The organism is Burkholderia sp. B21-005, assembly GCF_020843965.1.
Lineage (GTDB): Bacteria > Pseudomonadota > Gammaproteobacteria > Burkholderiales > Burkholderiaceae > Burkholderia > Burkholderia ambifaria.
On record NZ_CP086301.1, the window covers coordinates 2,291,458 to 2,315,650 of the forward strand.

The 24,193-nt window shown below is 58.1% G+C and carries 19 protein-coding genes and 1 pseudogene; 4 read left to right on the forward strand and 16 right to left on the reverse strand.

Features of this window, described 5'->3' with window-relative positions:
* Nucleotides 1-10 precede the first annotated feature (10 nt).
* From LMA02_RS10730 to LMA02_RS10750, 5 genes are all read right to left on the reverse strand, one after another.
* Nucleotides 11-1,276 (reverse strand): VRR-NUC domain-containing protein, encoded by a 1,266-nt coding sequence (locus LMA02_RS10730; RefSeq protein WP_228904792.1) that lies wholly within the window; start codon nt 1,274-1,276, stop codon nt 11-13.
* Nucleotides 1,277-1,301: 25 nt separating this feature from the next.
* On the reverse strand, nt 1,302-4,154 hold the full coding sequence (locus LMA02_RS10735) for a type VI secretion system Vgr family protein (protein ID WP_228904794.1): 2,853 nt from the start codon (nt 4,152-4,154) through the stop codon (nt 1,302-1,304).
* 257 nt (nt 4,155-4,411) lie between these two features.
* Nucleotides 4,412-4,864 carry a YbjN domain-containing protein gene (locus tag LMA02_RS10740; protein WP_228904796.1) on the reverse strand — a complete coding sequence of 151 codons (453 nt, stop codon included), beginning with the start codon at nt 4,862-4,864 and terminating at the stop codon, nt 4,412-4,414.
* A 92-nt stretch (nt 4,865-4,956) separates the two neighbouring features.
* Nucleotides 4,957-5,271 carry a hypothetical protein gene (locus LMA02_RS10745; RefSeq protein ID WP_228904798.1) on the reverse strand — a complete coding sequence of 105 codons (315 nt, stop codon included), beginning with the start codon at nt 5,269-5,271 and terminating at the stop codon, nt 4,957-4,959.
* Between the two features lie 34 nt (nt 5,272-5,305).
* Nucleotides 5,306-6,910 carry a lysozyme inhibitor LprI family protein gene (locus LMA02_RS10750; protein ID WP_228904800.1) on the reverse strand — a complete coding sequence of 535 codons (1,605 nt, stop codon included), beginning with the start codon at nt 6,908-6,910 and terminating at the stop codon, nt 5,306-5,308.
* A 103-nt stretch (nt 6,911-7,013) separates the two neighbouring features.
* Here LMA02_RS10750 and LMA02_RS10755 point away from each other — a divergent pair, with 103 nt between their 5' ends.
* Complete coding sequence (locus tag LMA02_RS10755; protein ID WP_228904801.1) at nt 7,014-7,256, forward strand: helix-turn-helix domain-containing protein; 243 nt, start codon at nt 7,014-7,016, stop codon at nt 7,254-7,256.
* Here LMA02_RS10755 and LMA02_RS10760 read toward each other — a convergent pair.
* Nucleotides 7,251-7,886 (reverse strand): recombinase family protein, encoded by a 636-nt coding sequence (locus LMA02_RS10760; protein ID WP_228904804.1) that lies wholly within the window; start codon nt 7,884-7,886, stop codon nt 7,251-7,253. The two genes, LMA02_RS10755 and LMA02_RS10760, sit on opposite strands and share 6 nt — an antisense overlap.
* Nucleotides 7,887-9,390: 1,504 nt before the next feature.
* Here LMA02_RS10760 and LMA02_RS10765 point away from each other — a divergent pair.
* Nucleotides 9,391-10,173 (forward strand): hypothetical protein, encoded by a 783-nt coding sequence (locus tag LMA02_RS10765; RefSeq protein WP_228904806.1) that lies wholly within the window; start codon nt 9,391-9,393, stop codon nt 10,171-10,173.
* A 1,002-nt stretch (nt 10,174-11,175) separates the two neighbouring features.
* Here the strand turns inward: LMA02_RS10765 and LMA02_RS10770 are convergent.
* From LMA02_RS10770 to LMA02_RS10815, 10 genes and pseudogenes are all read right to left on the reverse strand, one after another.
* A complete protein-coding gene (locus LMA02_RS10770; RefSeq protein WP_228904808.1) occupies nt 11,176-11,538 on the reverse strand; it encodes a hypothetical protein in 363 nt (120 codons plus the stop codon).
* A 413-nt stretch (nt 11,539-11,951) separates the two neighbouring features.
* Nucleotides 11,952-13,004: a GTP pyrophosphokinase gene (locus LMA02_RS10775; protein ID WP_228904809.1), complete on the reverse strand. Its 1,053-nt coding sequence runs from the start codon at nt 13,002-13,004 to the stop codon at nt 11,952-11,954.
* A gap of 146 nt (nt 13,005-13,150) precedes the next feature.
* The gene (locus LMA02_RS10780; protein WP_228904810.1) at nt 13,151-14,080 is read right to left on the reverse strand and encodes a restriction endonuclease; all 930 of its coding nucleotides are present in this window, start codon (nt 14,078-14,080) and stop codon (nt 13,151-13,153) included.
* 70 nt (nt 14,081-14,150) lie between these two features.
* Nucleotides 14,151-14,615 carry a hypothetical protein gene (locus LMA02_RS10785; protein WP_228904811.1) on the reverse strand — a complete coding sequence of 155 codons (465 nt, stop codon included), beginning with the start codon at nt 14,613-14,615 and terminating at the stop codon, nt 14,151-14,153.
* A gap of 95 nt (nt 14,616-14,710) precedes the next feature.
* Nucleotides 14,711-16,213: a caspase family protein gene (locus tag LMA02_RS10790; RefSeq protein WP_228904812.1), complete on the reverse strand. Its 1,503-nt coding sequence runs from the start codon at nt 16,211-16,213 to the stop codon at nt 14,711-14,713.
* 171 nt (nt 16,214-16,384) lie between these two features.
* Nucleotides 16,385-17,341 (reverse strand): toll/interleukin-1 receptor domain-containing protein, encoded by a 957-nt coding sequence (locus LMA02_RS10795; RefSeq protein WP_228904813.1) that lies wholly within the window; start codon nt 17,339-17,341, stop codon nt 16,385-16,387.
* A 195-nt stretch (nt 17,342-17,536) separates the two neighbouring features.
* A pseudogene (locus LMA02_RS10800) lies at nt 17,537-18,331 on the reverse strand (ComEC/Rec2 family competence protein); the annotation flags it as partial.
* Between the two features lie 57 nt (nt 18,332-18,388).
* Entirely contained in the window at nt 18,389-19,177 is a 789-nt protein-coding gene (locus tag LMA02_RS10805; protein WP_228904815.1) for a TatD family hydrolase, read from the reverse strand.
* Between the two features lie 65 nt (nt 19,178-19,242).
* Nucleotides 19,243-20,001 carry a lipoprotein-releasing ABC transporter ATP-binding protein LolD gene (lolD, locus tag LMA02_RS10810; RefSeq protein ID WP_392840290.1) on the reverse strand — a complete coding sequence of 253 codons (759 nt, stop codon included), beginning with the start codon at nt 19,999-20,001 and terminating at the stop codon, nt 19,243-19,245.
* Entirely contained in the window at nt 19,994-21,247 is a 1,254-nt protein-coding gene (locus LMA02_RS10815; RefSeq protein ID WP_105787636.1) for a lipoprotein-releasing ABC transporter permease subunit, read from the reverse strand. Before LMA02_RS10815 ends, lolD begins: the two co-directional genes overlap by 8 nt.
* Nucleotides 21,248-21,399: 152 nt before the next feature.
* Here LMA02_RS10815 and LMA02_RS10820 point away from each other — a divergent pair, with 152 nt between their 5' ends.
* The gene (locus LMA02_RS10820; protein ID WP_228904817.1) at nt 21,400-22,476 is read left to right on the forward strand and encodes a regulator; all 1,077 of its coding nucleotides are present in this window, start codon (nt 21,400-21,402) and stop codon (nt 22,474-22,476) included.
* Nucleotides 22,477-22,486: 10 nt separating this feature from the next.
* Nucleotides 22,487-24,184: a single-stranded-DNA-specific exonuclease RecJ gene (gene recJ / locus LMA02_RS10825; RefSeq protein ID WP_228904819.1), complete on the forward strand. Its 1,698-nt coding sequence runs from the start codon at nt 22,487-22,489 to the stop codon at nt 24,182-24,184.
* Nucleotides 24,185-24,193 lie beyond the last annotated feature (9 nt).

Genomic DNA, 24,193 nt, shown 5'->3' on the forward strand with positions numbered 1-24,193 from the left:
ATGAATTCAGTCAGCTTGCAGCCAGTGCTGCGACTGCGCTCCCACCGCCAAGTGCTACGCCAAGCGCCGCAGCTAGTGCCGCAGCAGCTTCTGCGCCAGCCGCGATGATCGCACACAGGGCAGCGAATATCGCGATCAACTCGGGAAGCAACAGGATCACGATGGCAACGCCGACCACAACGGCTACCGCTATCGCGGCTCCTTTCAGCATCGTCACGCCGACCTGCGCCCAGTCGATATGCGTGAGAACATCCCACGTCATATCGGTCATACGCGCGATTGCATCCCATCCAGCCTTGAGTTGCGCAGTGGTGTAGCGGAATATTTCGTGCCCTTTCTCGTCCACCCATACCCATGCGCTGTGCGCCTTGTCGGCGACCCACTGACCGGCCGTAAACATCCATGCCGCATGCTGATGCAGGAACGCACTTGTCTCAGCGGACAAGTAAGAATATCCACGGTGAACCGCATCCCAAACCGGGGCGACAGCCTTCTCAATTTCATCGCCATACTCATGTGCCTTTTGCCACCAATCCTCGTACCAAACGTGATGAGGAACGGCAGGAACGCTACGAATGGGTACACGTTGACGTTCCTTCTCGTCTTCCGTTTTCGGTGCGGGAATGGGCGCAGGCTTGGGGATTTTCTGCAAGTCTCCATTGCAATCGGTCACATCGATCACGGTCATGCGGTTTTTGAAGTCGCCTGAAATCGCCCGGTAAGCTTCCTCCTGACCTAGCCCCCAATTGTCGCCGGGGAATTTGACCTCGACCAATCGCAGCATATTGTTGACATGATGCCCACCTTCGCGATCAACCGTGCCACGACCGGGCCAGAGAATCGCATCACTTTCTACAATGATCACATCGGGGCGTCGAAGAGCACCGGGCTTCGCTCCGGGCGGGAATGGGTTCAGGCTGCGACGACGCTCTGTCCCGTAGGGCTTTTCGTTACTCAAGAATGGAATCGGAGCGGCAACGCCGCCTGTCGCGAAAAACGGCATCATGTCGAAGCTGACTTCTGCCTTGTACTTAAATATCCACTTCCACTTGAACTCTTCCTCAATAATCATCGGCACACTCATCGCGGACTGCATGAGCAACCGGTGAACAATCGAGCCGTCGCGCAACTTGACGGGAATGTATTTCGCCGTTTTTAGCGCAGTCTCGACCTTCTCCTGCAAATACCCCTTGGTTCCCGGCGGCAGAAGCGCGTATTCAGGTACACGCTCTTTGATCGTCTCGCACGCGCCTGCCGGTTGAAGTGATCCGCCCATCGTGTTCTCCTAGTATCGTCGGCGCTCACGTGCGCTCGTCAGGGTCGATCTTCACGTAATCGGCCCAAATATCAGGCTCCCCACCGCCTGCGTATTGCCACGGCTCCACGTTCTGCTTTTCCTGTTCGAACGCCTTGAGGCCCACGCTTTGCGCGTTCGGCGTGAAAACCGGCACCGTCTCGCCAAGATCGTTCGTATGTCCGACCACGGTTCGTCCCGATGGCAGTTTCAGTTCGTAGGCGTGTCGAATCATCGGCGTGCCATCCGTCTGGTTCTTCAGGACGTATTGCGCCTGATACGACGGCTTGAACTGCGGCATCCTGTACGACTCGCTGACTGGCCCCGCGAAGCTGAACGACGCCCCCTTGAAATCGACGTTGCCCGGTGCGTGTATCGAGACGTTGCCGCCCTTGATGCGAATCGTCGCACCACCGCAATACAGGACCAGCTCCTGATCGGCCGCGATTTCCATCCGTCCGGCCACCGACAACAGCTTCACAAGCTGTTGCGCGATCATTTCCAGATCGCCGTCCTGTGCCTGTATCTCGACCTTGCCCTTACCCGCAACGGCTTTGATCCCCTGATTGCGTGCGAACAGGCTCAGATGTTCAATCGCCGCCGCATGCATCGACCCGCCCGCCGCCAAGTACGAATCCTGACCACTGACCCAGTTCGCCTGTTGGTCCGCGCTCGCATGTAGCGACTGATGTGTTGATAGGCCAATCCCGGCTGGACTTCCGAGCAACAACAGCGGCGCGGCAAATGCATTGGCGTTTCCGGTCCCGCCGCCCGCTGTACGGCCGCCTGTAGCTTCTCCGGATGCGGACTGCCGGGTAGCATCGGTGAACGCCGTCAGCGCATCGACGCCCGGTTTCAGGCTCTCGGCCTGATGCTGTTCGCTGGCGTCCGAGATGCTGCCAAGCAGATTCTTCGAACGGGTAAGCTGTTCACGGGCTTCGTCAACATCAAGCTGATCGCTGTCACGCGGAACAGGGTGAGTGCTGATCGACATACCGCGACCGCCGCGCATCGACGCGTAGTGGTCAGCATGCAACAGCAATCCCGAACCGAGATACCGCCCACGCGTGTTGCCGCTTTGCTGGATCAGGTAACCCTGCGCGATTGATGCATAACTGCTGCCCGTGTAGCTGACGAGTCGCGTACCACTCTGGTTCGTGGCGTCATCGTGAACGAACGAGTTGAATGCGCCCGTCCCGCCGAACCCTTGGGACTGAAACCCCGACAGCAGGACATTCGAATGCCATTGCGAAGGGGTCGTGCCGCCGTTGACTCGCCCCAAGATGAAGGGCTTGTCACAATCATTTCCCCAGTACGCGACGAGTACCCATTCACCGGCACGTGGCACGTGAACCGATCCGTAGCCGTTACCGGTATCGGCCTGCATGGTGGATAGCAGCGGCGACGAAGCAAACGTGCCATCCGGATTCTTGCGGTCCCACGCAAAATGGACGCGGACTTGATTCCGCTCGTTCGTCCATGCCTCCGATCCTTGCTGCGTTACGACAATGGCATGTTCAATCGTCATCTGCGGCTTCGGATGCGCGAGTGGGCTGCGATATTCGACGCTTGCCTCCTGTGCCTCAACCTCGATGACGAAAAATCCGGCTGTCCCGTCTTGCGGGTGTTCCTCCGTCTTGAAGCGCGTCCCGTGTGCCGCCTGTTGCTCGGCAAGCGTCGCACGCAAACTGAGCGGATATTCAGTCGCCTGTTGACCGATCGACACGTTGTTCTCGATATACCAACGCGCCTCGATGGCGAGGAATTCCCGCTTCTTCGGATCGCCGTCCGGATGACGAGGATGGTTGTCTAACGTGAATCGCAATCCGGCATCAAGCCAGCGCAGACCGCCGACGCCGAAGTAGCGACGCGCGCGCGAATCCCACGCCTGTACACGCCGACTTGCACGGGCTGCGCCGCTGTCAGAATCGGGGTAGCCATAGGCAGTCGGCTCGTAGACCGTCATCGGTGCGGTGGGGATGCTATGAGACTCCGACTGCCGTCCATTGCCTGCGGCGTAAGCCGTGGATTGCAGGGCGCTGTCTGCTTGAAAATGGGAGGTCGGCCGCTTGTAGTCGAACGCACGCGACATATAGAGCAGACTCTGCATCGTCTGCATGACGGCCCATTGCGTGAACCCGTCCGCTTCGTGATCAGTGTTGCCGCGATAGTATTCGGCCGGTTTCGCCTCCGGCAGCGATGAAACTCGATCCAGAATGATGAGCGTCGTTTTCGGCGAATCACCGTCCTTCGTCGGTTCGTGTACCCAATAGAAATACCAGCCTTCATCTTCGAGAAGGCGGTGTACGAAATGAAGGTCGGACTCGCTTTGACGGCACCATGAGCGCACGACAGGTTCGCGTGTCAGATTGAAACGGAATCGTCCCTGAAGCTGCGGATACCGGTTGAATACGTCCGAAATGATTTCGCGCGCGTCTTTCTCAAGCCATCCTTCGTCGTTTCGGGTCTTGCCGAGAAAAATCAGGGCGGAAGAAAATTCGAGTTGGAACGTTGACACGCTGCCGTCATCGCCCAGATAGCCAACCTGATGCACGAATCCGTGGACGGGGCGATAGACCGAATCGGCATAGAGCGCAGTGCGCTGCTGAATCCATAGGGTAACGGGCTGATGCATCAGCGACAGCAGTGCCGTATCGTCGCGCAGCGACGCGACATCGACAGTCCAGTGGTAGTCGCCACCGATTCCGGACGAACCGCGTGCCCGCAATGGGGTCAACGCGTTCTTGCCAAGCGGCGTATCCAGCATCAATAGCCGGTCGTGCTGCAACAAGCCTCGGTGGACGGCCTCGTACAGGTCGCGATTTTTCAAATCCCCGATGGCGGGTGGTCTGAGTGCCATTTCTCGTTGTCCTTCTCTCTCAGGTTCGACCGTCAGAGAAGTGACACGAAGACGGTCAGCCATTGCGGCGTAGGCCGCTTGTTCGATTTTATCCGGAACAATGCAGATTCACGTAAGTTGTACGTTTGCTCTCGGAAATTTGACAATATTTGACTCAAAGACGGCTTGCGGCGCACCTTATCCTGTGGCTGCGCGCCGCATCTTTCATTGCATTTCTATCTCTAAATCGTTTTCAGGACTGGCGTACTCTCTTCCAGCTAGTGCCGCATTGTCGGCACGGCCTGCGGCGGGTTGAAATCGATCAGGCCGTCGTCGTTGCACGTATGCACGATGAATTCCAACAAGGACGCAAATCTGTTCACAACGGCAACAAAGTTGCCCGCAATCAGCCCATGCGCATATGGCAGGACATAGGTCACCGTCAGGTCTTCGTCCGGGTCGATGGTGAAGACCGGGAGGAACACGTCTTCGTTGAGGCGCTTCGCCAGCGCATGCTTCAGGTCGATGGGAGCCTGCCGGTTCAACGGAAGATATGTGCCGAACCGGATGAACTTCCGGTCGGCGATGAGGGAGATGCGATACCCGATGCCCTGCTCCGTGCGTAATCGGATGCAGTCGGGCTGCACGCTGTAGGGCACCACGCCACTATCGCGGAGATGTGCGTCGAGGGCTTCGATAGTAACTGCGGATTCTTCAAAGATTTTCGTCAATAGGCGCTCCATCTGTGGGTTCTGCCGATCTTGGTTGAACGACCGGGACGACATCCGGCGTACTGTCGTCCCGCTGTGGCCGCGTCGTAAGATTAGTCGTTGGCCGGACCGACAAATTTCTTTCCGAACGCGGTCAGCCGCACATCCTTGCCAAGGGTGTATTTGCGCGTCGTCGCGGGACTGGTGCCGTCCGACTCGTCAACCTCGATGATCCCGTCAATGTCGGTGTAGTTCCAGCTCGCGTTCACGCCCTTCGCGGTCGTGCTGGCCTCAAATTCGCAGCCGTCGCACGAACGCTTGTCCGACAGCGTGATGCGTTCGCCGCCGTCCTTGATAGTCCCGATGACGTGTGCGTTGGCAACCGTCACGCCAGCGGTCAACAGCAGTCCAATAATCAATCGCTTCATTGCATTCCCCTCATGTAGTCGTTGTCGAAAATCTTCACATCGCGGACAGGGCTTGGATTCGAGTGTCCGTCACACGGACCAAGCAGGCCGCATCGTCACAGGCGTTGCGTTCCTTCAGCCACTCCCGTTGTTGCTGCTTCAGTGCTGTTGGGTCACTCGTTTTCGCTACTGCCGTACGGTAGGCAGAGGCAAGTTGCTTGTCCGCAGTCGCGGTTTCCCGACTGGAACAGATCAGCTTCTCGATCTTCGAAGCAGCCTTCGTGCAATCGAACGACGCGACGATGGCGGCCTGCGCGAACTGCGCTGTTTCCGGTTGTGCCGCATTGCCGACAGGAGTCGCCGCACTGTCTTGTGCGGGTGCTTCCGCTGACGATGTAGGAACCTGAGCGCCAAGAATCGACGCAACGCCTTGCGTCATCGGGCACTGCTGGCCGAGGGACCGCACCACCTTATTGAGATTGACGTACCGGTTTGCGAACATGCCGCCTGCCTGCTGCGTGAAGCCGAATCGCCACATGTCCTTCTCGGGAACGATCTTTTCTAGTTCGGCGATCCGGCACGTGCATCGATCAAGGCCGAAGGTCTTGCTGCACGACTGGACCGCGTTGTCCTTGAACGTCTTGTCCCACGACGTCGTGTTGTTCGAATTCGCCGTGATATCGGCCCCGGAAAGGGACAGCACCTCGTAGTACATCGCGTAGGTCTTCAGCAGCTTATCGACCCGACGGTCCCCTTCAGTCGTCATCGTGACAATCGGGCCATTCTTCTGTTCGGCGGCATCCGAGGGCGTAGCAACCTGATACGTGATCGCCGCCGTGAACGTCGAGTCCGAAACCGGCGTATGGTTGCCAACGAGCATCACGGGACCAAAGGAGTCCTGCTGCTGCGCCCGTTCCAAGTCGTCCTTGGGGAAATCGATCACGAAGGTGGCCGCACAATCGATGTTCTTGGACTCGTCGTTTCGAGCCGTTTCCCGGATTGCATCAACGTGAATCTTGATCCGGTTGTCGCGCAAGGCCCAGGCCAGATCAGGAATGCCGGTCTTCATCAGCGGATCGGTGCCGTAAGCGTCGATGACGTATTGCTTCACGTTCGGCGCGGCGCAGTCCAGCTTGTTGCCGCTGCCGAACAGGCTGGCAAGACTGAAGGACGATCCGCCCGACGACGACTGATCGGTAGCCGAACCATCAGCATCGGCACCGCCGTGCGTCGCGACCAGCAAACCGAAGATGACGGCGGCATAGGCAATGACGCAGGCGAATGCAACCAGTAAGGGTTTCGCCAGCGATTTCTTCGCATAGGTCTTGCCGAGCTGTTCCCTCACATAGCTGACCTGCTTTCGCCCGGACAGCACGTACCAGACGACGAAGTAGACCAGTCCGCCGATATTGACGGCACCGCGAATGGCGTCCTTGTCCGGGCCAGCCTTGCCGACCAGACCAATGGCAACGAAACCCATCGCAGCCAGGATCAGCAGGCTGACATAGAACCATACCTTCGACTCGGCAGCGCGTTCCAGTTGGCCGAGAGTGCGCCAGTTCGATGCGTGCAAATAACTACCGAACGCCGGGGTCAGCAGGACGCTGAGACTGGCGGCAGTTGATGGATTCCAGATCGGTCGATTCTGGGTGTTTTGCATATAGAGGTTCCCCGCAGTTGTACTTCTTCTGACTCGTACCTTTACGTCAAATAAGGTACATGTACCGTAGTGACGAGCGCATCATATCCGAATGATTCGGGGGATGCCAAACCTCAGCAGCCACCGCCAAGACCCCGTCCTTGTTGCTCTCGGGCAAACGATCCGTCGCATTCGCAAAGAACGCGACATGTCGCAGGAACAGCTTGCGCTGTCCGCCGACGTCGATATGAGCTATCTCGGGCGAGTGGAACGCGGCGATAACAACGTCGCCGTTCTCAGGCTAAAGCGGATTGCCGACGCACTCGGCATTACGATGACCGCACTGATGAACGAGGCAGGGTTATGAGACGGCCTCAGCCGCCGACGCTTCCTTGATCTGTCGTGACAGGCGCGACAGCGTGGACCGGGAACACTTGGTCGCTGCAATGATCGTGTTCCAACTGTCGCCACGACGCAGCATTGAAATGATCCCGGCATTCCGTTGGTCGTCGGGTTTGCGACCGCGATAGCCACCTTCGGCCTTCAGTTTCTCGATCCCTTGCTTCTGTCTGCGTCGCCGATCCTCGTAGTCCTTGCGCGCGATAGCCGCCAGCATGTCTAGCATCATCGAGTTCAGGGCATCCATCATCCGGGACGTGATGTCGTCCGCAGCGGTGGTCATCATCCACGATGTCGGCAAGTCCAGCGCGACAACACGAACCCGGCGTGATTGAAGCTCAGCCTTCAGCTTGTTCCAATCGTCGGCATTCAGGCGCGAGAGGCGGTCCACCTGTTCAATCAATAGGATGTCGCCTTCGTGGCAGTCCGACAGCAACCGGAACAGTTCAGGACGATGGAGCGATGCCCCGGATTCATGTTCGACATAGAAGGCTGCGATTTGAAGCCCACGTTCCTTGGAGAACTCGATCAAGTCATTTTTCGCCCGATTGGCGTCTTGTTCTTTGGTTGATGCCCTGAGGTACGCGCGGACGAACATGAAACACCTCGATCAGTCTTTTTTGGATGGTTCTTATATTATCAGTCTGATATGGGTTACGTCCAGCCATTTATCGAACCAACTGTAGACCGGTTCGCCTGACGTACACCTGTCGGAAACCAGTAGATTGAGGTAAGCGGCAATCATCGGTCGCGCCGCCTTGCGGCACTCCCGACGACTGCACCGAGGGATGCAAGTGGCCGCACTGCCTGAATGGACGGAAGGTGCCTATTCGTGATATAATTCCAATTCAGTTTGTCGCACCGGCTTTCACTAGTGCAGCAAGTTGACCCACCTGTTGTTCTATGACTGCGATTCCTCCGCAGTTTTCGTAAAGCTCCCCCTCTTGTTGTCTGATCGTCCTAACACAGGCGCACCTGCCGGACTTGGGCTTCGCGATTGCCTCGATTAGGTCATTGATCCGCAATCACTGGCAGGTCATGGATTGACGTGACATTGACCAGCACACGTACCAAGGCCGTAGGCCGCGATGAGTGCAAGCAGAATTGGTCGATGAAAGAGGAATTCAACCAGACCTCATCAATTCACTGAGGTAGGAAGCAGCTAGGTATCTGCACGTCTCATCGACCAGTTCGACGTGACGGCCCGAGCGTAGCGAGGGGCGGCAACGTGTTCGGACGCGTAGCGGACGAACGGATTCGTTCATCAATGAGGTTCTACGTCGCCTTTGGTCCCGATTACACGAAGTTGTCGCAGTTGATGTCAGGTCGAAGTCTGATGGTGGCCAATTACGCAAGATGAGGCCAATCGGAACCCATTGGGGCAATGAAGTTCTGGCACAAGCCGATACTAAGTCGATCTTCGTTTGTTACATCAACGAGGTGTGAACTCGACGGCGCGTAGTGCCGGCGATTCACGCGAAGGCCGTAGGCCGAAGCAGGTAATACGTCACAACATGTCCTTGGACAAGGATCGATCTTAACCAACAAAGATTGGAAATAGGCAGAAAATTCATTCCATTCCTTGGTTCCGCTCACTGCGTTCGCTTCACGGCGCTGATCCTCACTTCGTTCGGATCGCGCCTGGACGAACCGACACGTCGTCAAATGAAGATCAGTTCATGAATTCGACGACGCAACGCGGCGGCGATTCAAACGGAGGCCGTAGGCCGACGTTGGTTGGTTATTCATGAGGTTCCACTGCCCGATAATCAAGTCTTCATTGATGAACGAATCCGTTCGTCCGCTACGCGTCCGAACACGTTGCTGGCCCTCGCTGCGCTCGGACCATCACGTGGACTGGTTTCTTCGGATCAACAGGACAAGATCAGTCGCCGCACGTGGACGACATCAAGATGATATTTTCCCATCGCGTTTAAGTATTACTAGGTAGCATTATAAGCCACTGATTCATAAAGATATTTCATTTGTAAGATTGCGGTATTGCCGCAAATTTTTAGCACTTGATTGCTCGGCATTCAGAGTCAGTTCCGAGCTGATGCCGACACAACACCAGATGTAACCGAGCACATTCACCAGCAGCGATGATGCAGCCCATCATCCCCGAATACACAACTATGCACTTCAGCCCCACCGAATTCAGCGCATTATCAGAAGCATACACAACCGCTGTCACCGATCCTGAAATCGACCACACCGAATCAGATCGAGAACAAAATGAACCACAGCATTCGGAACCCAGATTTGAGATTTTCTCTTTAAAAAACATGCCGTTCCGTGATTCAGAACTGAAAGCGATAGGATGGAAACGTCCGAAAAACGCACCACCAGTAACATGCCCCGAATCATCGCTCTGGGTAGATATGAATACGGGCGAAATTTTCACGGAAAAACAAGTTCGTGAATATGATGTCACGGTCAGTCAATCAAAATCATTGCGGATGATTTTCATCCAATATGTCATTCAGTCATGCCCACCCAAAAAAAGAGAGTTCGTTCGATACATTCTCAGACTTCGAAACACGCGTGGTGGACTAGTCGTCGATTTGGAAACGGCACTTGATCGCTGGATCGCACATGAAAGTCCCAACATGCATTCAACAGATCGGGCACGGAAACGGAATGCACTTGAAAAGTTTCTATATGATCGCGGCATATTGGCGAACAACCAAACTTTTACGAAAGATCTACAATTCATCGCGGATTCGAGACGGGCAGATTATCTCGGTGAAGAATCCAAGTTCGTCAATGCATTTCCAGTCATCGCCAAGCCCGGTTGTGGGTTACCGGCCATCATGGGGGATACCACGGTTGTGCCAGCAACCACGAATACTAATCATGGTGGGTGTATCACTACCATCGGCTAGGCTGGCATCACCACCGTCAATGGGTACCACCGGGTTCCGACCGTGGCGTATATATTACCGTCGCTGGCATGCACCGTCACCGTTGACGGTAACAGTGTCACCATTAATGGTAGCATCGGTCAATGCAGCGGGGACGACAGCACCAATGCCGCCGACCACTGTACGGCCCAGTATTGATAGTGAGCCATCGCGGGCCAGTCATGCAATCAATGTGGCATACCGTTGTGTGGTTACTGTAGTGACTCTTGCTGGGTCCGATCCCGTACAACAGTCCGGCGCAACAGTCGGTGCCAATAGTGACATCGCCACCATTGGCGGCAACGGTGCTTCACTCTCAATGGTGATGTAACCTCATCATTGGCACAATCGTTGATCGACTGCAACAACAAAAGAGTGGTGGTGAGTCAATCGCTGTTCTCACCGTACACCGCATCCCTGCCCGGGTGGTGCGACTGTAGGACCATTAAGCATCGTGTCCGACAATCACAGGTACTGTCAGAGTTGGCAATCCCTACAGCACCAGTCGAACATCACATCAGGATCAACGTAAGATTGGGCTAAATCTTCATCGAATAGCTAGAAACCATGCCTACTTTTGCCGAATATTTGTCGGGCGCAGCGTTCGCCGTCTCGTTCGCAAGTCTGTGCATCTCTGGATACATTACGTCAAGGCCAGCCCGGTTGTACTCGCAGCCAACATCGAAATTCGGGAATCGGCTTGTCAAGTGCATCGCAAGCCGATGGCTGATACTTCGTTCGCTTGTGTCAACGCGCAATAGATGGTGATCTACTGCGAAAAGAGAATCGATGGAGCTTTCTAAAAGCTTTCTGAACTCAAGTTCAGGCATAGACTTGCCCCTCGACCCATGAACGGAATCTCAGCTTCCATACTCCGCCACCTCGGCATTGTCACGGACGGTTGGCGAACTGCCTACCGGTGCTACTGCTGACCGACGCGTTGCAGCGAGGAGAGGTGGTGTGAGATCACTCCCAGGATATCGATTACTTCTGACATGTGGCCCCGCGCGCACATAAGCCCTTTTTTCGCGCAATTTCATTTGCCAGGGTTAACGCTGCTTCAAATGAGTCTGAAAGCGGATTCGACTTGCAGTAGTTCGTTACCCAAAGAGCGAGTGATGTGAGGTCTGTATTGGCGAGAATGTCCACGTCTAGCGAAACAGCCTCGCCCGATAGAAATCCGGCCAGCCATTCATCCTCGACAATCGTGCGCCAGCTTTTTCTGTCGGTGTGATCTTCTACCCATTTGCCGCACGGGATCGCCCCGATCTGATTCACACCAAGAACATTGGCAGAAGCGGCCATCACTACAACCAATACAACAGTTAATCGAGCTATGCTGTTCATTAGATTGGTCTCCGTGGCGTTCTATTCCCACCGCAGCAGTAGTTCACACAAGACATCGCTTGCAAATCAGGACAAATACGAGGACCCGCCGCTGCCGAAGTAATGAATGGCTATGAAGCCACCCCTGCGGTTACATCAATAACTACATCACCTTCACCAGTAGCAATTGCTGGTTGCCGTTTCACCGTCACGGGTGACCGTACCGCGACTCCCGTTGCCACAACGGTAACCACGTCACCAATCGCTGAAAGCAGCCGTAGGTAGGCAACCGCATCGTTAGCGTGACCATTGATCGACAGTGGCAACCAGTGGTTCAGGTTGATCTTCGTTCAAACGACTAGCGGCGGCGACAGGTGCCCTTTGTTCTCGGGCTAGAACCTGTCAGGCCAACAGCTTACTTAACGCTTGTGGCGCTATTCGCTGTCTGGGTCATAAGGTTCGTCGTCTACGGTAGGGAACACCTGGTAGAGTTTGTCCACCTCCTCATCGGACATGAACTCATGATAAATTTTACTTTCGGCGGGAGATAAAAGCCAATCAAAATCTACAGTTTGCAGGAAACGTCGCCAGTCACTGATAATCATCCAGTCGCGAACCAATCCAAACAAGTTTGTCGTATAATCATCCGCCCTTGCTTTTTCTGCATAATCCCCTGGAATTATCTCCTTCAGCTCCTCCAGGGTTTCAATTTTAAACTGCCGCAACTCCCGAACTATATCAGCCACATCCTGCTTATTCTTCATTGACTCCAATTCAAATCCACTCTCCGCACACCATTTATCAACAAATGTCGCGAGGCTTAGTGAATTGATTGATGAATGCGAGGCGTCTTTCTCTGAGTTCTGTTGCAAATCCAAGACATATTTGTCTATTTTTTGCGAAAGCTCGTTAAATCCCTTGTCCGCTATTTCAAGCAATCCTGCATACAAAAACAATTGCCTCTCCAAATCGCGAGGCAATTGGCTGTTGAATTTGTAATTTCTGTCATGAGCCAACTCAGCCCATGCATGCTGCAGCACCGTTCGAACTTGAAACTCAAATTTCAATCCGGACAACCCCTGAAATTCGGGTAGGGCCGCTCGTGGCTCACCAAGATCACAGACAAAATGGACTGAACGATAGCCGTTTTCACTTACGCTCAATCGTTGAATATCGGGGTTGTGTGAATTTTCCTGGTCGACATTGAACGATTCCCGGATTATTTCCGATACTCTCTCAACATCCGATTCCAAAAAGACGATAACTCTTATCCCAGACAAGTCAGTCAACTGAGTCGACGGATCTTTGTAGCCTTTGCGCACAATTTTCTCCAATGCGCTTTGTCGATCTTTTGTTCTCCCGGTAACTGCCAGGCAGTCAATTTTTTGAGAAGCTAGCAAACTTTGCATTAAAGTCACCACGACTTCGGTAAGCCTATTGTGACGTATCAAAGAGCCGTCCAGCCAGTGCTCGTACCTCGATTCCATGCCATTCCCCCTGTGTTTGTTGCGTATAGAACGACCTCTATATCGGTTCGATGTCCGCAAACTTGAGATCACCAAGCCTTAATTCTACGTGAGAGAAGTACACAAAAAAGCATTGCGACCTGCATCTGTATCAATGGCTACGCGGCCTACAGCGCATCCAGTTGAATCGCGTCAGGAACCCGCTCGAACGCGCGGGAATGGACTTCAAGTTTTACGTGCAAAAAACCTGTCGTTGGTCTCTGCTGGCTGCTACGCGGCTGCCATCGTGTGAAATCCATCGGGACTGCGTCAGTAAGAATTGACGTGCCCGGCGGAAACGTAGCCTTTTGTTCATGCCAGTTGTAGAAGCCCGTTCCACTTATACCAACGTACCGCTCAAACTGGTCACATACGCGCTCCGCCGCAAACGAGATCGCGGAACATTGATATTCTTCGCCAGCACGCACCGCGACAGTTTGTGGGTCGTCAAATACCCCCCGGAAGTTCACTACCCATCCGAAGCCTGAGACTTCCGCTGTGTTGTCGAGAAGATAGTTCTTGAACCAGTCGATCACCTTCTTCCCAGCAATGGTGACATTTCCCGCGTCGAAGTGAACCGGTTGTGCTGGTTCATTGACAAAATGAAGCGATAACGAAAGCCGTCTCCATCGGATTACGTCTGCCTCCCATCGCGTACCGATAAAGAAATTCCTGTTTGCAGGATCGTTGTTCAGCAACGAAAGCGCCTGCACGCCATAATGCGCACATTTCGCGAGCGCCGGTTTGGTGAAGCCGCGACGAGATACCAGCACCTTGAAGTTGGCATTGATGTCGTGCGCCTTCGTGACGAACGCGTCAACGCCCGGCGTTCCGACCTTGCCGCCCAAATCCTTGCACTCGATGATTCCCAACATCTGCTGACCAGCGAACGTTCCCCGCACGACGACATCAAACTGCCGTCTTTGACCGAGACGGTCGATCAAAAATTCGCTGTGCGTCACAGTAGCTTGCGGATCGATTTGCGACTGAATCGCGGCGACCAGCTTCTCGAAGGCGATGCCCGGTTGTTCAGGTTTGAGGCGGCGTGCTTTCTTCATTGTGGCAGTCAAATGGGGGCCGTGTTGCAGACATTATGAGGTTCGGCTAACCAAGCCATACCTGATGAAATCACGAAGCATCGGCCCACAAGATACGTCTAATGAGCTTACCGCATCGGTTGTAGCCGATGGTACAGTGAGCCGAATGTCTGTACCCCAGTTGCCGCCGAAACGCTTCGAGTTTCTTCAAGTCGTAGCTAGAGCCTACGTTCGATGAAATCTTTTTTATTTCTACGACCAGGAGATTCGATTCGTTGCTCCCCCGCTTGTGAACCACGATGTCTGGAAAGACAGTGACCGCCTCAACGTCATCGTCGCGAACTTCCCGTTGTGACAACGCGAGACGTTTCACATCAAAACCATCCCGGTTGTACTCGCAATCCACATCGAAATCAGGGAACTGGCTCGCCAAGTGTACAGCTAGACGGTGACTGATACTCCTTTCATTTGCATCCACGCGCAATAGATAGTGATCAACGGCACAAAGAGAATCGACTGCACTTTCGAAAAGCTTCCTTAACTGAAGTCCGGACATAGACTTGGCACTCCCGATCCATAATGCAAATTCGGTCTTAGTGCCGAGATGCGAAGATTATGTAGACATGATCTCGGATGATCGGCAGTTTGATGTTAAGTATTATTTGATGCAGGTGAGGCATCAGTAGGTTCTCCTCCGGATGTGAGGTCATCCGCAATATTGAGGGACGTTGCAATTCTGTCTTTCATCCAGATGTGTAGCTTTTCCGACAGAACTTCCAAAAATCTGGCTCCACCATCAAACTCGGAAAATTTCGTCGAATAAGATGTCCATTCGGTCTGCGCGGCAGATTTGTACTCATTCCACGCCACCTCCTTATATTCTGAGAAGCAAAATGATATTTGAATTTCCTTTTTTGATAAAAAGCAGGTCACCCAGGCGGCGTATTTTCTTAGGTTCGGCAATTTTGGAATAAGCTCAACAAAAACAGAATTAAATGGCATTCCCTTAATTTGAGTCACCAAGCCATCAATTACATTGCGGTATTTTGTCACCGTCCTTTCGGGTGCGCCGTTGTTTACAAGTCTCGCTATCGATCCGAATGGATTTTCTGCTGGTGCCTCGTATGCCTCTCTGTTATATGTGGGGACGACAAAAAAACCGCGATCATCCTTTTTTGCCCATTCGCCGAGCACCGCTGCCTTCGGGACGGCGTAGTCCTCACGAAACTCCTTAACCACTTCGAATAGTGGCAAGAGTTCCCCCAAGATATTATTCTTTTCTATATTTGACTTAAAATTAGATACATGCTGGATAGCTTGATCGACTGTCACGTAATCTTTCGCCAGCATGCTGACAACGTCAACGAAGCTACGTCGCTCAGTCACGACGATGGATGTTTCATCACCGTCTTTCTTCGAAACTCTAAGCGCCAACCGTTCGCGGACCTCCGCCGAAAATTCGCCGAAGACCTCGGTGAAACTTCCTTGAGTTACAAACAATGGTTTCTGCTTTGAGTCTCGCTGGAAGGCATCCGAAATATAATCAATTACATCCTTGTATCTAATCGAAGCCAGGGAAGAAGACGCCACCGCCTCAACAAATGATCGAGTAAAGTAGCTCAAATCACTTGCAGCCCACGATCGCTGATCGCTCTGAGAACTGCATAGAAAATAACAGGTTTCAAAAACATTCTGCGTGGAAGACTTCATGTATTCCGAGAATCCATTTCCATCTTTTATGTATGGCATTCCGGAATAGCAAGCATCAATTACCTTCACAACTACTTTTGGTCCTAATGCTCGCAGTAGATTATCTAATTCAGTATTCGTCAGTGATGTTTGGGCCGGCTTTGCCTTTGAGTAGTCTCGCAGCAAAAATCGGAACTCATCCTCAACGAAATCTCCGTGCCCGGTAAAATAAAAGAAGAGTTCATCTATATCGTCGTTGCTGTGTCGAGCAATGTAGTCAGCGATGCGTGATTTGGTATGCTGACCGTCCTCGCCGGGTGGTGTAACGAAAATTTCGTCAAATTTACCAACTGCACCGTTTAATAGCTCCTTCATAACATCAACATCATTTGCGCACGCAGGAAGCACGCTTTCGCTATCCAGGTAATCAGTTACCCCAACGAGTATTGCTAGATTTTTTGCCATTTTTCCTCAAATTTGGAACCGTAGGTCGTTCGCTGCCACTCGGGCAGGATGAACCAAGCTTTTCAAATATTTCAGTATGCTTAAAGAAAAAATTCGTCCGCACATTAGCATCCATGCATGCGGAAATCAGAAGCGTGCGCGATATCCGACATAGCGGGTCGCTACCAGATACTACGATTCTAGCGCCCGTCGAAGTGACGGATTCACCTTATAGACGAACCTCGACCCACCCGTCGGTCGGCTGGCTTTTACATGCTGTAAGCTTTCGAGCCGGAAAATAGCGTGATCTACGAGTGCCAGTGTTTCGCCCGTCGCAGCTGCAATCGCTGAAGCCTCCTGCACTCCATCGTTCACGATGCACAAAGCGACCTTGCGAATTAATTGTCCCTCGGTGTCACCGAGCATCGTCGATACACCGGCAGGCAGAATGCGAGAGAGGTATGGTCCCGGCCCTATATGCTTGTGCACTTCGATATAGCCTCGTTGCGCCAAGATTTCCATGCAGTCCGATAAGATCGACGCATCCAACCCATGATCGGTCGCGGCGGCAAGAAGCTCGTTCGGCTGAATGTACACTCGCCCTTGACCTACAAAAAATTCGTACAGTGCCTGCAACACGAAACTGTCGCTAACAGTTAGGTCGCCGACAGGTGGTATCGCAACGGCTGTCTGAACGTAGGCCGGGGCGCTTCCGATTGGCGGCTTGGTCGTATGGCCGAATATCGCATCTACAACCCGGGCTAGGCAGTCGCCAAAATCGTTGACGTCCTTAACCGACTCCCATAGTAGGGATTTGATGGCTCCTGGAACCTCACATTCTTCGAGTACGACCGGAATGATCTTGGTTCCCTTCTGAATACGCGCCACCACTGCCGTATTCAATTCTTCTCGAACCCAAGGCTTCGTGACACTGACCTTGGAGAGGACGATGACGACCGCCGCAGCCTCTTCTAATCCCTCTTCGAAAATCTTATCGACCAGACTATCTCCGGGAAGCATTTCCCAGCGATCTACCCAGGCATCGATGCCACGCTCTCTCAACGCCGTGGCGAACGGAATCACGAAACGCTGTTTGTCCTCACTCGCGTGACTGACAAAGACCTTGGGAGCAATGGGTGTTGATTGCATGTTCAGTCTGTGCGGAGGGCAGCCAATAGGACCGGAATACATTTATACCGCACGGAACTGAAACTGTCCCAGTGAAGTTTTCAATGCTCCGAGAGAGGACGCGGCATATAAGCGGCATGCCACGGGACTTGCGGCGCACATTCCGGTACGGGTCATCACCCGAATGCAGGCTATAGCGTGTGTTCTTCACCATATTATTGCGACCAGATGGCTCGTGCCCGTATTGCGCAGCACGCGCCAGTCGTCGTCGCCGATACCGGCTTGATCACCGACCGCGAGCGCGGTGACGATGCCGCGATGGCGCGCGTTATCGAGCGCGTCGCCGATACGGGTGCGCAACGCGTCGCGCAGCCGATCGATCGATGCGCGCCATCCCGCTGCGCGCGCGTCGAGCAATTCCGCGCGCTCGGGCGCGACGACGTAGCCGATCGCACGAATGCCCGCGGCCAGCCACGCCGCCTCGCTGTCGCGCACGCCGGGGTTCGCCTCGGCATGCGGGCGCTTCAGGCGCACGACGAGACGCCAGCGCTGCGCCGCGCGCAAGTCGGGAATCGTATCGCGTGCGGCGGGCGCGCCGTATGTGCGCCATGACAACCGGATCACCGGCGGGAAACGGGCCAGGCCCGCGTCGTTCGATTCGACGGCCAACAGCAGTCGCGCGCCGGTGTCGTCGATCACCGGCAACCCGCGAATCACGCCGGTGACGGCGATGTCGCGCCCTTCCCGCTCGACGGGCAGGCTGTCACGCAGCCGCCATTCGGCGCGCGCGGCCGCATAGCCGAATCCGATCGCACAGGCCGCGCTTGCGCACAGCATCCACCGGAGCGCGACGATCGCACGGGTTCGACGGCGCCGCGCACACCATGCGAGCAGCGCGCCGCAACCGGCCAGCACCGCCGCCCCGATTACCCAGCCGCTCGCGCCCGGCAACGCCGCCTGCCGCTGCAGCACGACGACGCCGAGCGCGAACGCGATCCACCACACCCGCATCGCGCCTCCTCGTCGACCCGGCGCCGCCGATGTCGATGCGGCGCCTTCCGGCAACGATTATGCGGACGAAAGTGCGAGGCGCGGCAGCGCAGCGAGCGCGTTAGCCGTTGTGGATAGGGACAGGGAGTGAACGTCGATCCCGCGCAGTTCGGCGAGCACGGCGCCGATGCGCGGCACCTGGTCGGGCGCGTTGCGGGATTTGTACGCCCACTCGGGCGCGATGTCGGGCGCGTCCGTCTCGACGACGATCGCGTCGAGCGGCAACTGCGCGGCGAGCCGGCGGATCTGCAACGCGCGTCCGAACGTCACGTTGCCACCGAAGCCAAGGTGCAGCCCCTGCGCGAGATACGCCTCGGCCTGCTGGAAGCTGCCGTTGAACGCATGTGCGATACCGCGCCGCACGCCGAAGCGACGCAACCCGGCGAGCACGCGGTCCTGCGACTTGCGCACGTGGCACAGCACCGGCAGGTCGAATTCGCGCGCGAGCTTGAGCTGCCCCTGATAGAAGAATTGCTGCCGCTCTTCATCGAGCCCCGGCACGAAGTAGTCGAGGCCGATCTCGCCGATCGCGACGAAGCGCGGATCGTCGAGGCTCGCCTCGATCTCCATGCGCAGCCGGTCGAGATCCGCGTCGTGCGCCTGTGGCGTAAACATCGGATGGATGCCGAGCGCATAGACCGCGCCCGGCGTGCGCTGCGCGAGTTCGCGCACCGTCGTGAAATTGTCGCGCCCGACGCTCGGGATCACGATGCGCGACACGCCGGCCGCGCGCGCCGCCTGGGCGACCGCGTCACGGTCGGCGTCGAATTCGGCGGCATCGAGATGGCAATGCGTATCGATCCACATGGCGGTTTTCCTGCGCCCTCGCCGCGCCGCCGGGGCTCACCCGGCAGCGCAGCGGGAGCGCTCGTTCACACCGGCAGCGCCGGTTCCTCGTGCAGCACGCCGTCGCGCAGGCGCATGATGCGGTCGCAGCGCGCGGCGAGCTCGGGGTCGTGCGTGACGATCACGAAGCTCGTTTCGAGCGTCTCGGACAATTCGAGCATCAGGTTGAACACCGTATCGGCCGTCGTGCCGTCGAGGTTGCCGGTCGGCTCGTCGGCGAGCACGCAGGCCGGCTTCGTCACCAGCGCGCGCGCGATCGCGACGCGCTGTCGCTCGCCGCCCGACAGCTCGCCCGGCCGATGCTTCGCACGCGGACCGAGACCGACCCGCTCGAGCATCGCCTGTGCCTGCTCGCGCGCATCCTCGGTCGTCATCCGGCGAATGCGCAGCGGCATCGCGACGTTGTCGAGCGCGGTGAATTCCGGCAGCAGGTGATGGAACTGATAGACGAACCCGAGCGCGCGATTGCGCAACTCGTTGCGCTCGCGCTCGGCGAGCTGCGTAAACGGCTTGCCGAGCAGCGACACTTCGCCCGCGCTCGGTTCGTCGAGGCCGCCCAGCACGTGCAGCAGCGTGCTCTTGCCGGAGCCCGACGCGCCGACGACCGCGAGCTTCTCGCCGCGCCGCACCGTCAGCTCGGTGTTGTTGAGCACCTGCACATTGAAGCCGCCCTGCACGAACGCCTTCGTGATCCCGCGCGCCTGAAGCACGTATTCCTGCATACCTGCCGAATCCTGTCTGATGGGTTGTCGTGAATCCGCGAATGCGGTCGCGCGATCATTCATAGCGCAGCGCCTCCGCCGGCTTCACCTTCGCGCCGCGCCAGCTCGGATAGAGCGTCGCGACAGCCGACAGCACGAACGCGATCAGGCCGATCTTGATCACGTCCCCCGCGACGAGCTCGGACGGCAGCTCGCTGATGAAGTACACCGACGGCGGCAGGAACTGCACGCCGAACAGATGCTCGATCATCGGGATCAGCCACGGAATGCTCCATGCGATCAGGCACCCGAGCGCGACGCCCGACGCGGTGCCGACGAAGCCGATCGTCACGCCCTGCACGACGAAGATCTTCATGATCGAACCCGGCTGCGCGCCGAGCGTGCGCAGGATCGCGATGTCGGCCTGCTTGTTGGTCACCGTCATCACGAGCGACGACACGAGGTTGAACGCAGCGACCGCGATGATCAGCGTGAGGATGATGAACATCATCCGCTTCTCGATCTGCACGGCCGAGAACCAGGTCTTGTTCTGCTGGGTCCAGTCGCGGATGTACAGGCTGCCCGACAGCGTGTGCGACAGCTCGACCGCGACCTGCGGCGCCTTCTGCATGTCGGTGAGCCGCAGCCGCACGCCGGTCGGCGCGGACATCCGGAACAGCGCCTCCGCGTCGCGGATGTCGACCATCGCGAGCGTGCTGTCGTATTCGTAGTGGCCCGATTCGAACACGCCGACGACCGTGAACTGCTTGAGCCGCGGCATCATCCCGGCCGGCGTGATCGTGCCTTCGGGCGCGACCAGCGTGATCTTGTCGCCGACCGTCACGCCGAGGTTGCCGGCGAGCGCATCGCCGAGCACGATGCCGAACTGGCCGGGCACGAGCGCGGTCAGCTGGCCCGCCTTCATGTCCTTGCCGATGTCCGACACCTGCGGTTCGAGCGACGGCTCGATGCCGCGCAGCATCACGCCGCTCACCGCGTCCTGGCGCGTGAGCAGCGCCTGCGCGTCGACATAAGGCGCCGCGCCCGTCACCGACGGATTGCGGCGCGCCTCTTGCGCGGTCAGTTGCCAGTTGGGCATCGAGCCGGTCGGCGAGAACACCTCGACGTGCGCGAGCACCGACAGCATGCGGTCGCGCACTTCCTTCTGGAAGCCGTTCATCACGGACAGCACGACGATCAGCGCCGCGACGCCGAGCGCGATCCCGAGCATCGACACGAGCGCGATGAAGGAAATGAAGCCGTTGCCGGTCGTGCGTTTGCCGGCGCGCGTGTAGCGCCAGCCGATCTGCCATTCGTACGGAAGTTTCAAGCGAATCCTTTCTGCTGGTTACGGCGGGGATGACGGCCCGCGCCCGGGAGCGCCATCCGGCGGCGGCCGGCCGCCCGGGCGCGGTCGAAAAACGGTCGCCGGACGCAATCGGGCCGTCCGCCGGCCCGATCACGCGCGCAGTTTGCCATACAATGCGCACCATCATGCACGACCGACGCCTCCATTTTCTCGTTCCGTTCGCGCTGCCGTCGGCAGCCGATGCGGCCTCGTCCCTGCACACGCTGGACAGTCCCGCGCTCGAAAAGTTGCTGGCCCGCGCGAGCCTCGTCGAGCGCGTGGCCGGCGAGGACTTCCAGCGCACGCTGCCGCACGAGCGCTGGCTGGCCCGCCAGTTCGGCGCGAGCCGGGGCAACGCCGCCGACGAGGCGCCGCTCGCGCCCTACATGCTGCTGGCGGACGGCGGCGACCCCGGCACGCAGGCCTGGGCGTGCGTCGAGCCCGTGCACGTCCAGATCGCGCACGATCACCTCGTGCTCGTCGACCCGGCCAGCCTCGCGCTCGACGACGGCGACGCGGCCGCGCTGCTGGCGGTCGCGCGCCCGCTGATCGAGGAGCTCGGCGTGCGGCTGGAAGCGCCGCAGCCGACGCGCTGGTACCTGTCCAGCGAACAGCTCGCCCGCCTCGCCGGCGCCGCGCCGCTGCGCGCGAGCGGCCGCAACATCGAAATCTGGCTGCCGCACGAGGCGCACACCGGCGAACGTTCGCGGATGTGGATGAAGCTGCAGAACGAAGTGCAGATGGCGTGGTTCCAGCACCCGGTCAACGAAGCGCGCGAAGCGCGCGGGTTGCCCGCCGTCAATTCGATCTGGTTCCATGCGCAAGGCACGCTGAAGCCGGTCGGCAAGCCGTTCGAGCGCGTACTGTCCGCTTCCCCCGCGGCGCTCGGCCTCGCGCGCGCCGCGCACGCCGAGGCCGGTGCCGCGCCGGCCGCCTTCGGTGCGCTGCCCGCCGCCGCCGGCGCGACGCTCGTCGAACTGCCGGCACTGTCCGCCCCGTTCATCGAACAGGACTGGGCACGCTGGCACGACGCGCTCGCCATGCTCGAGCGCGACTGGTTCGCGCCGACCCTCGCCGCGCTGCGGTACGGCGAGCTGGCCAGCGTCGATTTCACGCTGTGCGGCGACACCAGCTCCGTGACGCTGCACGCGACGCGCGGCGACCTGCGCAAGTTCTGGCGCCGCCGCGCGCTGGCGTCCCTGTTCGAATGACCCCACTCGTATGACCCGGATCGTTACCCGCCCCGTCGCGCCCGCCGACGCCGAAGCGCTCGCGCGCCACGGCCTGCACCCCGTCCTCGCGCGCCTGTATGCGTCGCGCGGCGTGCAGTCCCCGACCGACATCGAGACCGCGCTCGCGCGCCTCGTGCCGCCCACCGAACTGAAAGGCTGCGCGGACGCCGCGGCGCTGCTCGCCGATGCGATCGCCGACAAGCGGCGCCTGCTGGTCGTCGCCGACTACGACTGCGACGGCGCGACCGCCTGTGCGGTCGCGGTGCGCGGCCTGCGGATGTTCGGCGCGCAGATCGACTACCTGGTGCCGAACCGCTTCGAATACGGCTACGGGCTCACGCCCGAGATCGTCGAACTCGCGGCCGCCCGCAAGCCCGACCTGCTGATCACCGTCGACAACGGGATCGCGAGCGTGGCGGGCGTCGAAGCCGCGAATGCACGCGGCATCGACGTGCTCGTGACCGACCACCACCTGCCCGGCGACGCGCTGCCCGCCGCGCGCGCGATCGTCAACCCGAACCAGCCCGGCTGCGCGTTCCCGAGCAAGCACATCGCCGGTGTCGGCGTGATGTTCTACGTGTTGCTCGCGCTGCGCGCCGAGCTGCGCCGCCGCGGCGCGTTCGCGAGCAAGGAAGCCGAGCCGCGCCTCGACGGACTGCTCGATCTCGTCGCGCTCGGCACCGTCGCCGACGTGGTGCGGCTCGACGGCAACAACCGCGTGCTCGTCGCGCAGGGGCTGCAGCGCATCCGCAACGGCCGCATGCAGCCGGGCATCGCCGCACTGTTCCGCGCCGCCGGCCGCGAGGCGCGCACCGCATCGGGGTTCGACCTCGGCTTCGGCCTCGGCCCGCGCCTGAATGCCGCCGGGCGGCTCTCCGACATGTCGCTCGGCATCGAATGCCTGATCACCGACGACATCGGCCGCGCGTGGGACCTCGCGCAGCAGCTCGACGTAATGAACCGCGAGCGCCGCGAGATCGAGGCCGGCATGCAGCAGCAGGCGCTCGCCGACCTCGCCGACGTCGATCCGGCCGACGCGTGCACGATCACGCTGTTCAATCCCGAATGGCACCAGGGCGTGATCGGCATCGTTGCCGGGCGGCTGAAGGAGAAATTCCACCGCCCGTCGTTCACGTTCGCGCATGCGGACGAAGCCGGCACGCGGGTCAAGGGTTCGGGCCGCTCGATTCCCGGCTTCCACCTGCGCGACGCGCTCGACCTGGTGTCGAAGCGCGAGCCCGACCTGATCGTCGCGTTCGGCGGCCACGCGATGGCGGCCGGCCTCACGCTCGGCACCGACGACGTGCCGCGCTTCGCGGCCGCGTTCGAGGCCGTCGCGCGCGAGTGGCTGTCCGACGACGCGCTCGCGCGCGTGATCGAGACCGACGGCGAACTGGAGGAAGCGTATTTCACGCCGCAGTTCGTCGGGCTGCTCGACGAAGCCGTCTGGGGCCAGGGCTTTCCGGCCCCGCTTTTCTCCGGCGAGTTCGACGTCGTGTCGCAGTCGCTCGTGAAGGAAAAGCACCTGAAGCTGCAGCTGGCGCGCGGCCGCCAGCGCTTCAACGCGATCTGGTTCAACCACACCGAGCCGCTGCCGGCGAGCGCGCTGATCGCGTATCGCCTCGTCGCGGACACGTGGAATGGCGTCACGCGCGTCCAGCTGATCGTCGAGCACGCGGCCGGCTGAGCACCGGCC

Excerpts from the sequence above, each read along its gene's own strand:
- lolD (WP_392840290.1), bottom strand. The coding sequence starts at position 20,001 with ATGAATGATCGCGCGACCGCATTCGCGGATTCACGACAACCCATCAGA.
- LMA02_RS10750 (WP_228904800.1), bottom strand. The coding sequence starts at position 6,910 with ATGCAAAACACCCAGAATCGACCGATCTGGAATCCATCAACTGCCGCC.
- LMA02_RS10795 (WP_228904813.1), bottom strand. The coding sequence starts at position 17,341 with ATGCAATCAACACCCATTGCTCCCAAGGTCTTTGTCAGTCACGCGAGT.
- LMA02_RS10765 (WP_228904806.1), top strand. The coding sequence starts at position 9,391 with ATGATGCAGCCCATCATCCCCGAATACACAACTATGCACTTCAGCCCC.
- LMA02_RS10820 (WP_228904817.1), top strand. The coding sequence starts at position 21,400 with ATGCGCACCATCATGCACGACCGACGCCTCCATTTTCTCGTTCCGTTC.
- LMA02_RS10785 (WP_228904811.1), bottom strand. The coding sequence starts at position 14,615 with ATGTCCGGACTTCAGTTAAGGAAGCTTTTCGAAAGTGCAGTCGATTCT.
- recJ (WP_228904819.1), top strand. The coding sequence starts at position 22,487 with ATGACCCGGATCGTTACCCGCCCCGTCGCGCCCGCCGACGCCGAAGCG.
- LMA02_RS10735 (WP_228904794.1), bottom strand. The coding sequence starts at position 4,154 with ATGGCACTCAGACCACCCGCCATCGGGGATTTGAAAAATCGCGACCTG.
- LMA02_RS10730 (WP_228904792.1), bottom strand. The coding sequence starts at position 1,276 with ATGGGCGGATCACTTCAACCGGCAGGCGCGTGCGAGACGATCAAAGAG.
- LMA02_RS10770 (WP_228904808.1), bottom strand. The coding sequence starts at position 11,538 with ATGAACAGCATAGCTCGATTAACTGTTGTATTGGTTGTAGTGATGGCC.
- LMA02_RS10780 (WP_228904810.1), bottom strand. The coding sequence starts at position 14,080 with ATGAAGAAAGCACGCCGCCTCAAACCTGAACAACCGGGCATCGCCTTC.
- LMA02_RS10805 (WP_228904815.1), bottom strand. The coding sequence starts at position 19,177 with ATGTGGATCGATACGCATTGCCATCTCGATGCCGCCGAATTCGACGCC.
- LMA02_RS10790 (WP_228904812.1), bottom strand. The coding sequence starts at position 16,213 with ATGGCAAAAAATCTAGCAATACTCGTTGGGGTAACTGATTACCTGGAT.
- LMA02_RS10745 (WP_228904798.1), bottom strand. The coding sequence starts at position 5,271 with ATGAAGCGATTGATTATTGGACTGCTGTTGACCGCTGGCGTGACGGTT.
- LMA02_RS10775 (WP_228904809.1), bottom strand. The coding sequence starts at position 13,004 with ATGGAATCGAGGTACGAGCACTGGCTGGACGGCTCTTTGATACGTCAC.
- LMA02_RS10755 (WP_228904801.1), top strand. The coding sequence starts at position 7,014 with ATGCCAAACCTCAGCAGCCACCGCCAAGACCCCGTCCTTGTTGCTCTC.
- LMA02_RS10760 (WP_228904804.1), bottom strand. The coding sequence starts at position 7,886 with ATGTTCGTCCGCGCGTACCTCAGGGCATCAACCAAAGAACAAGACGCC.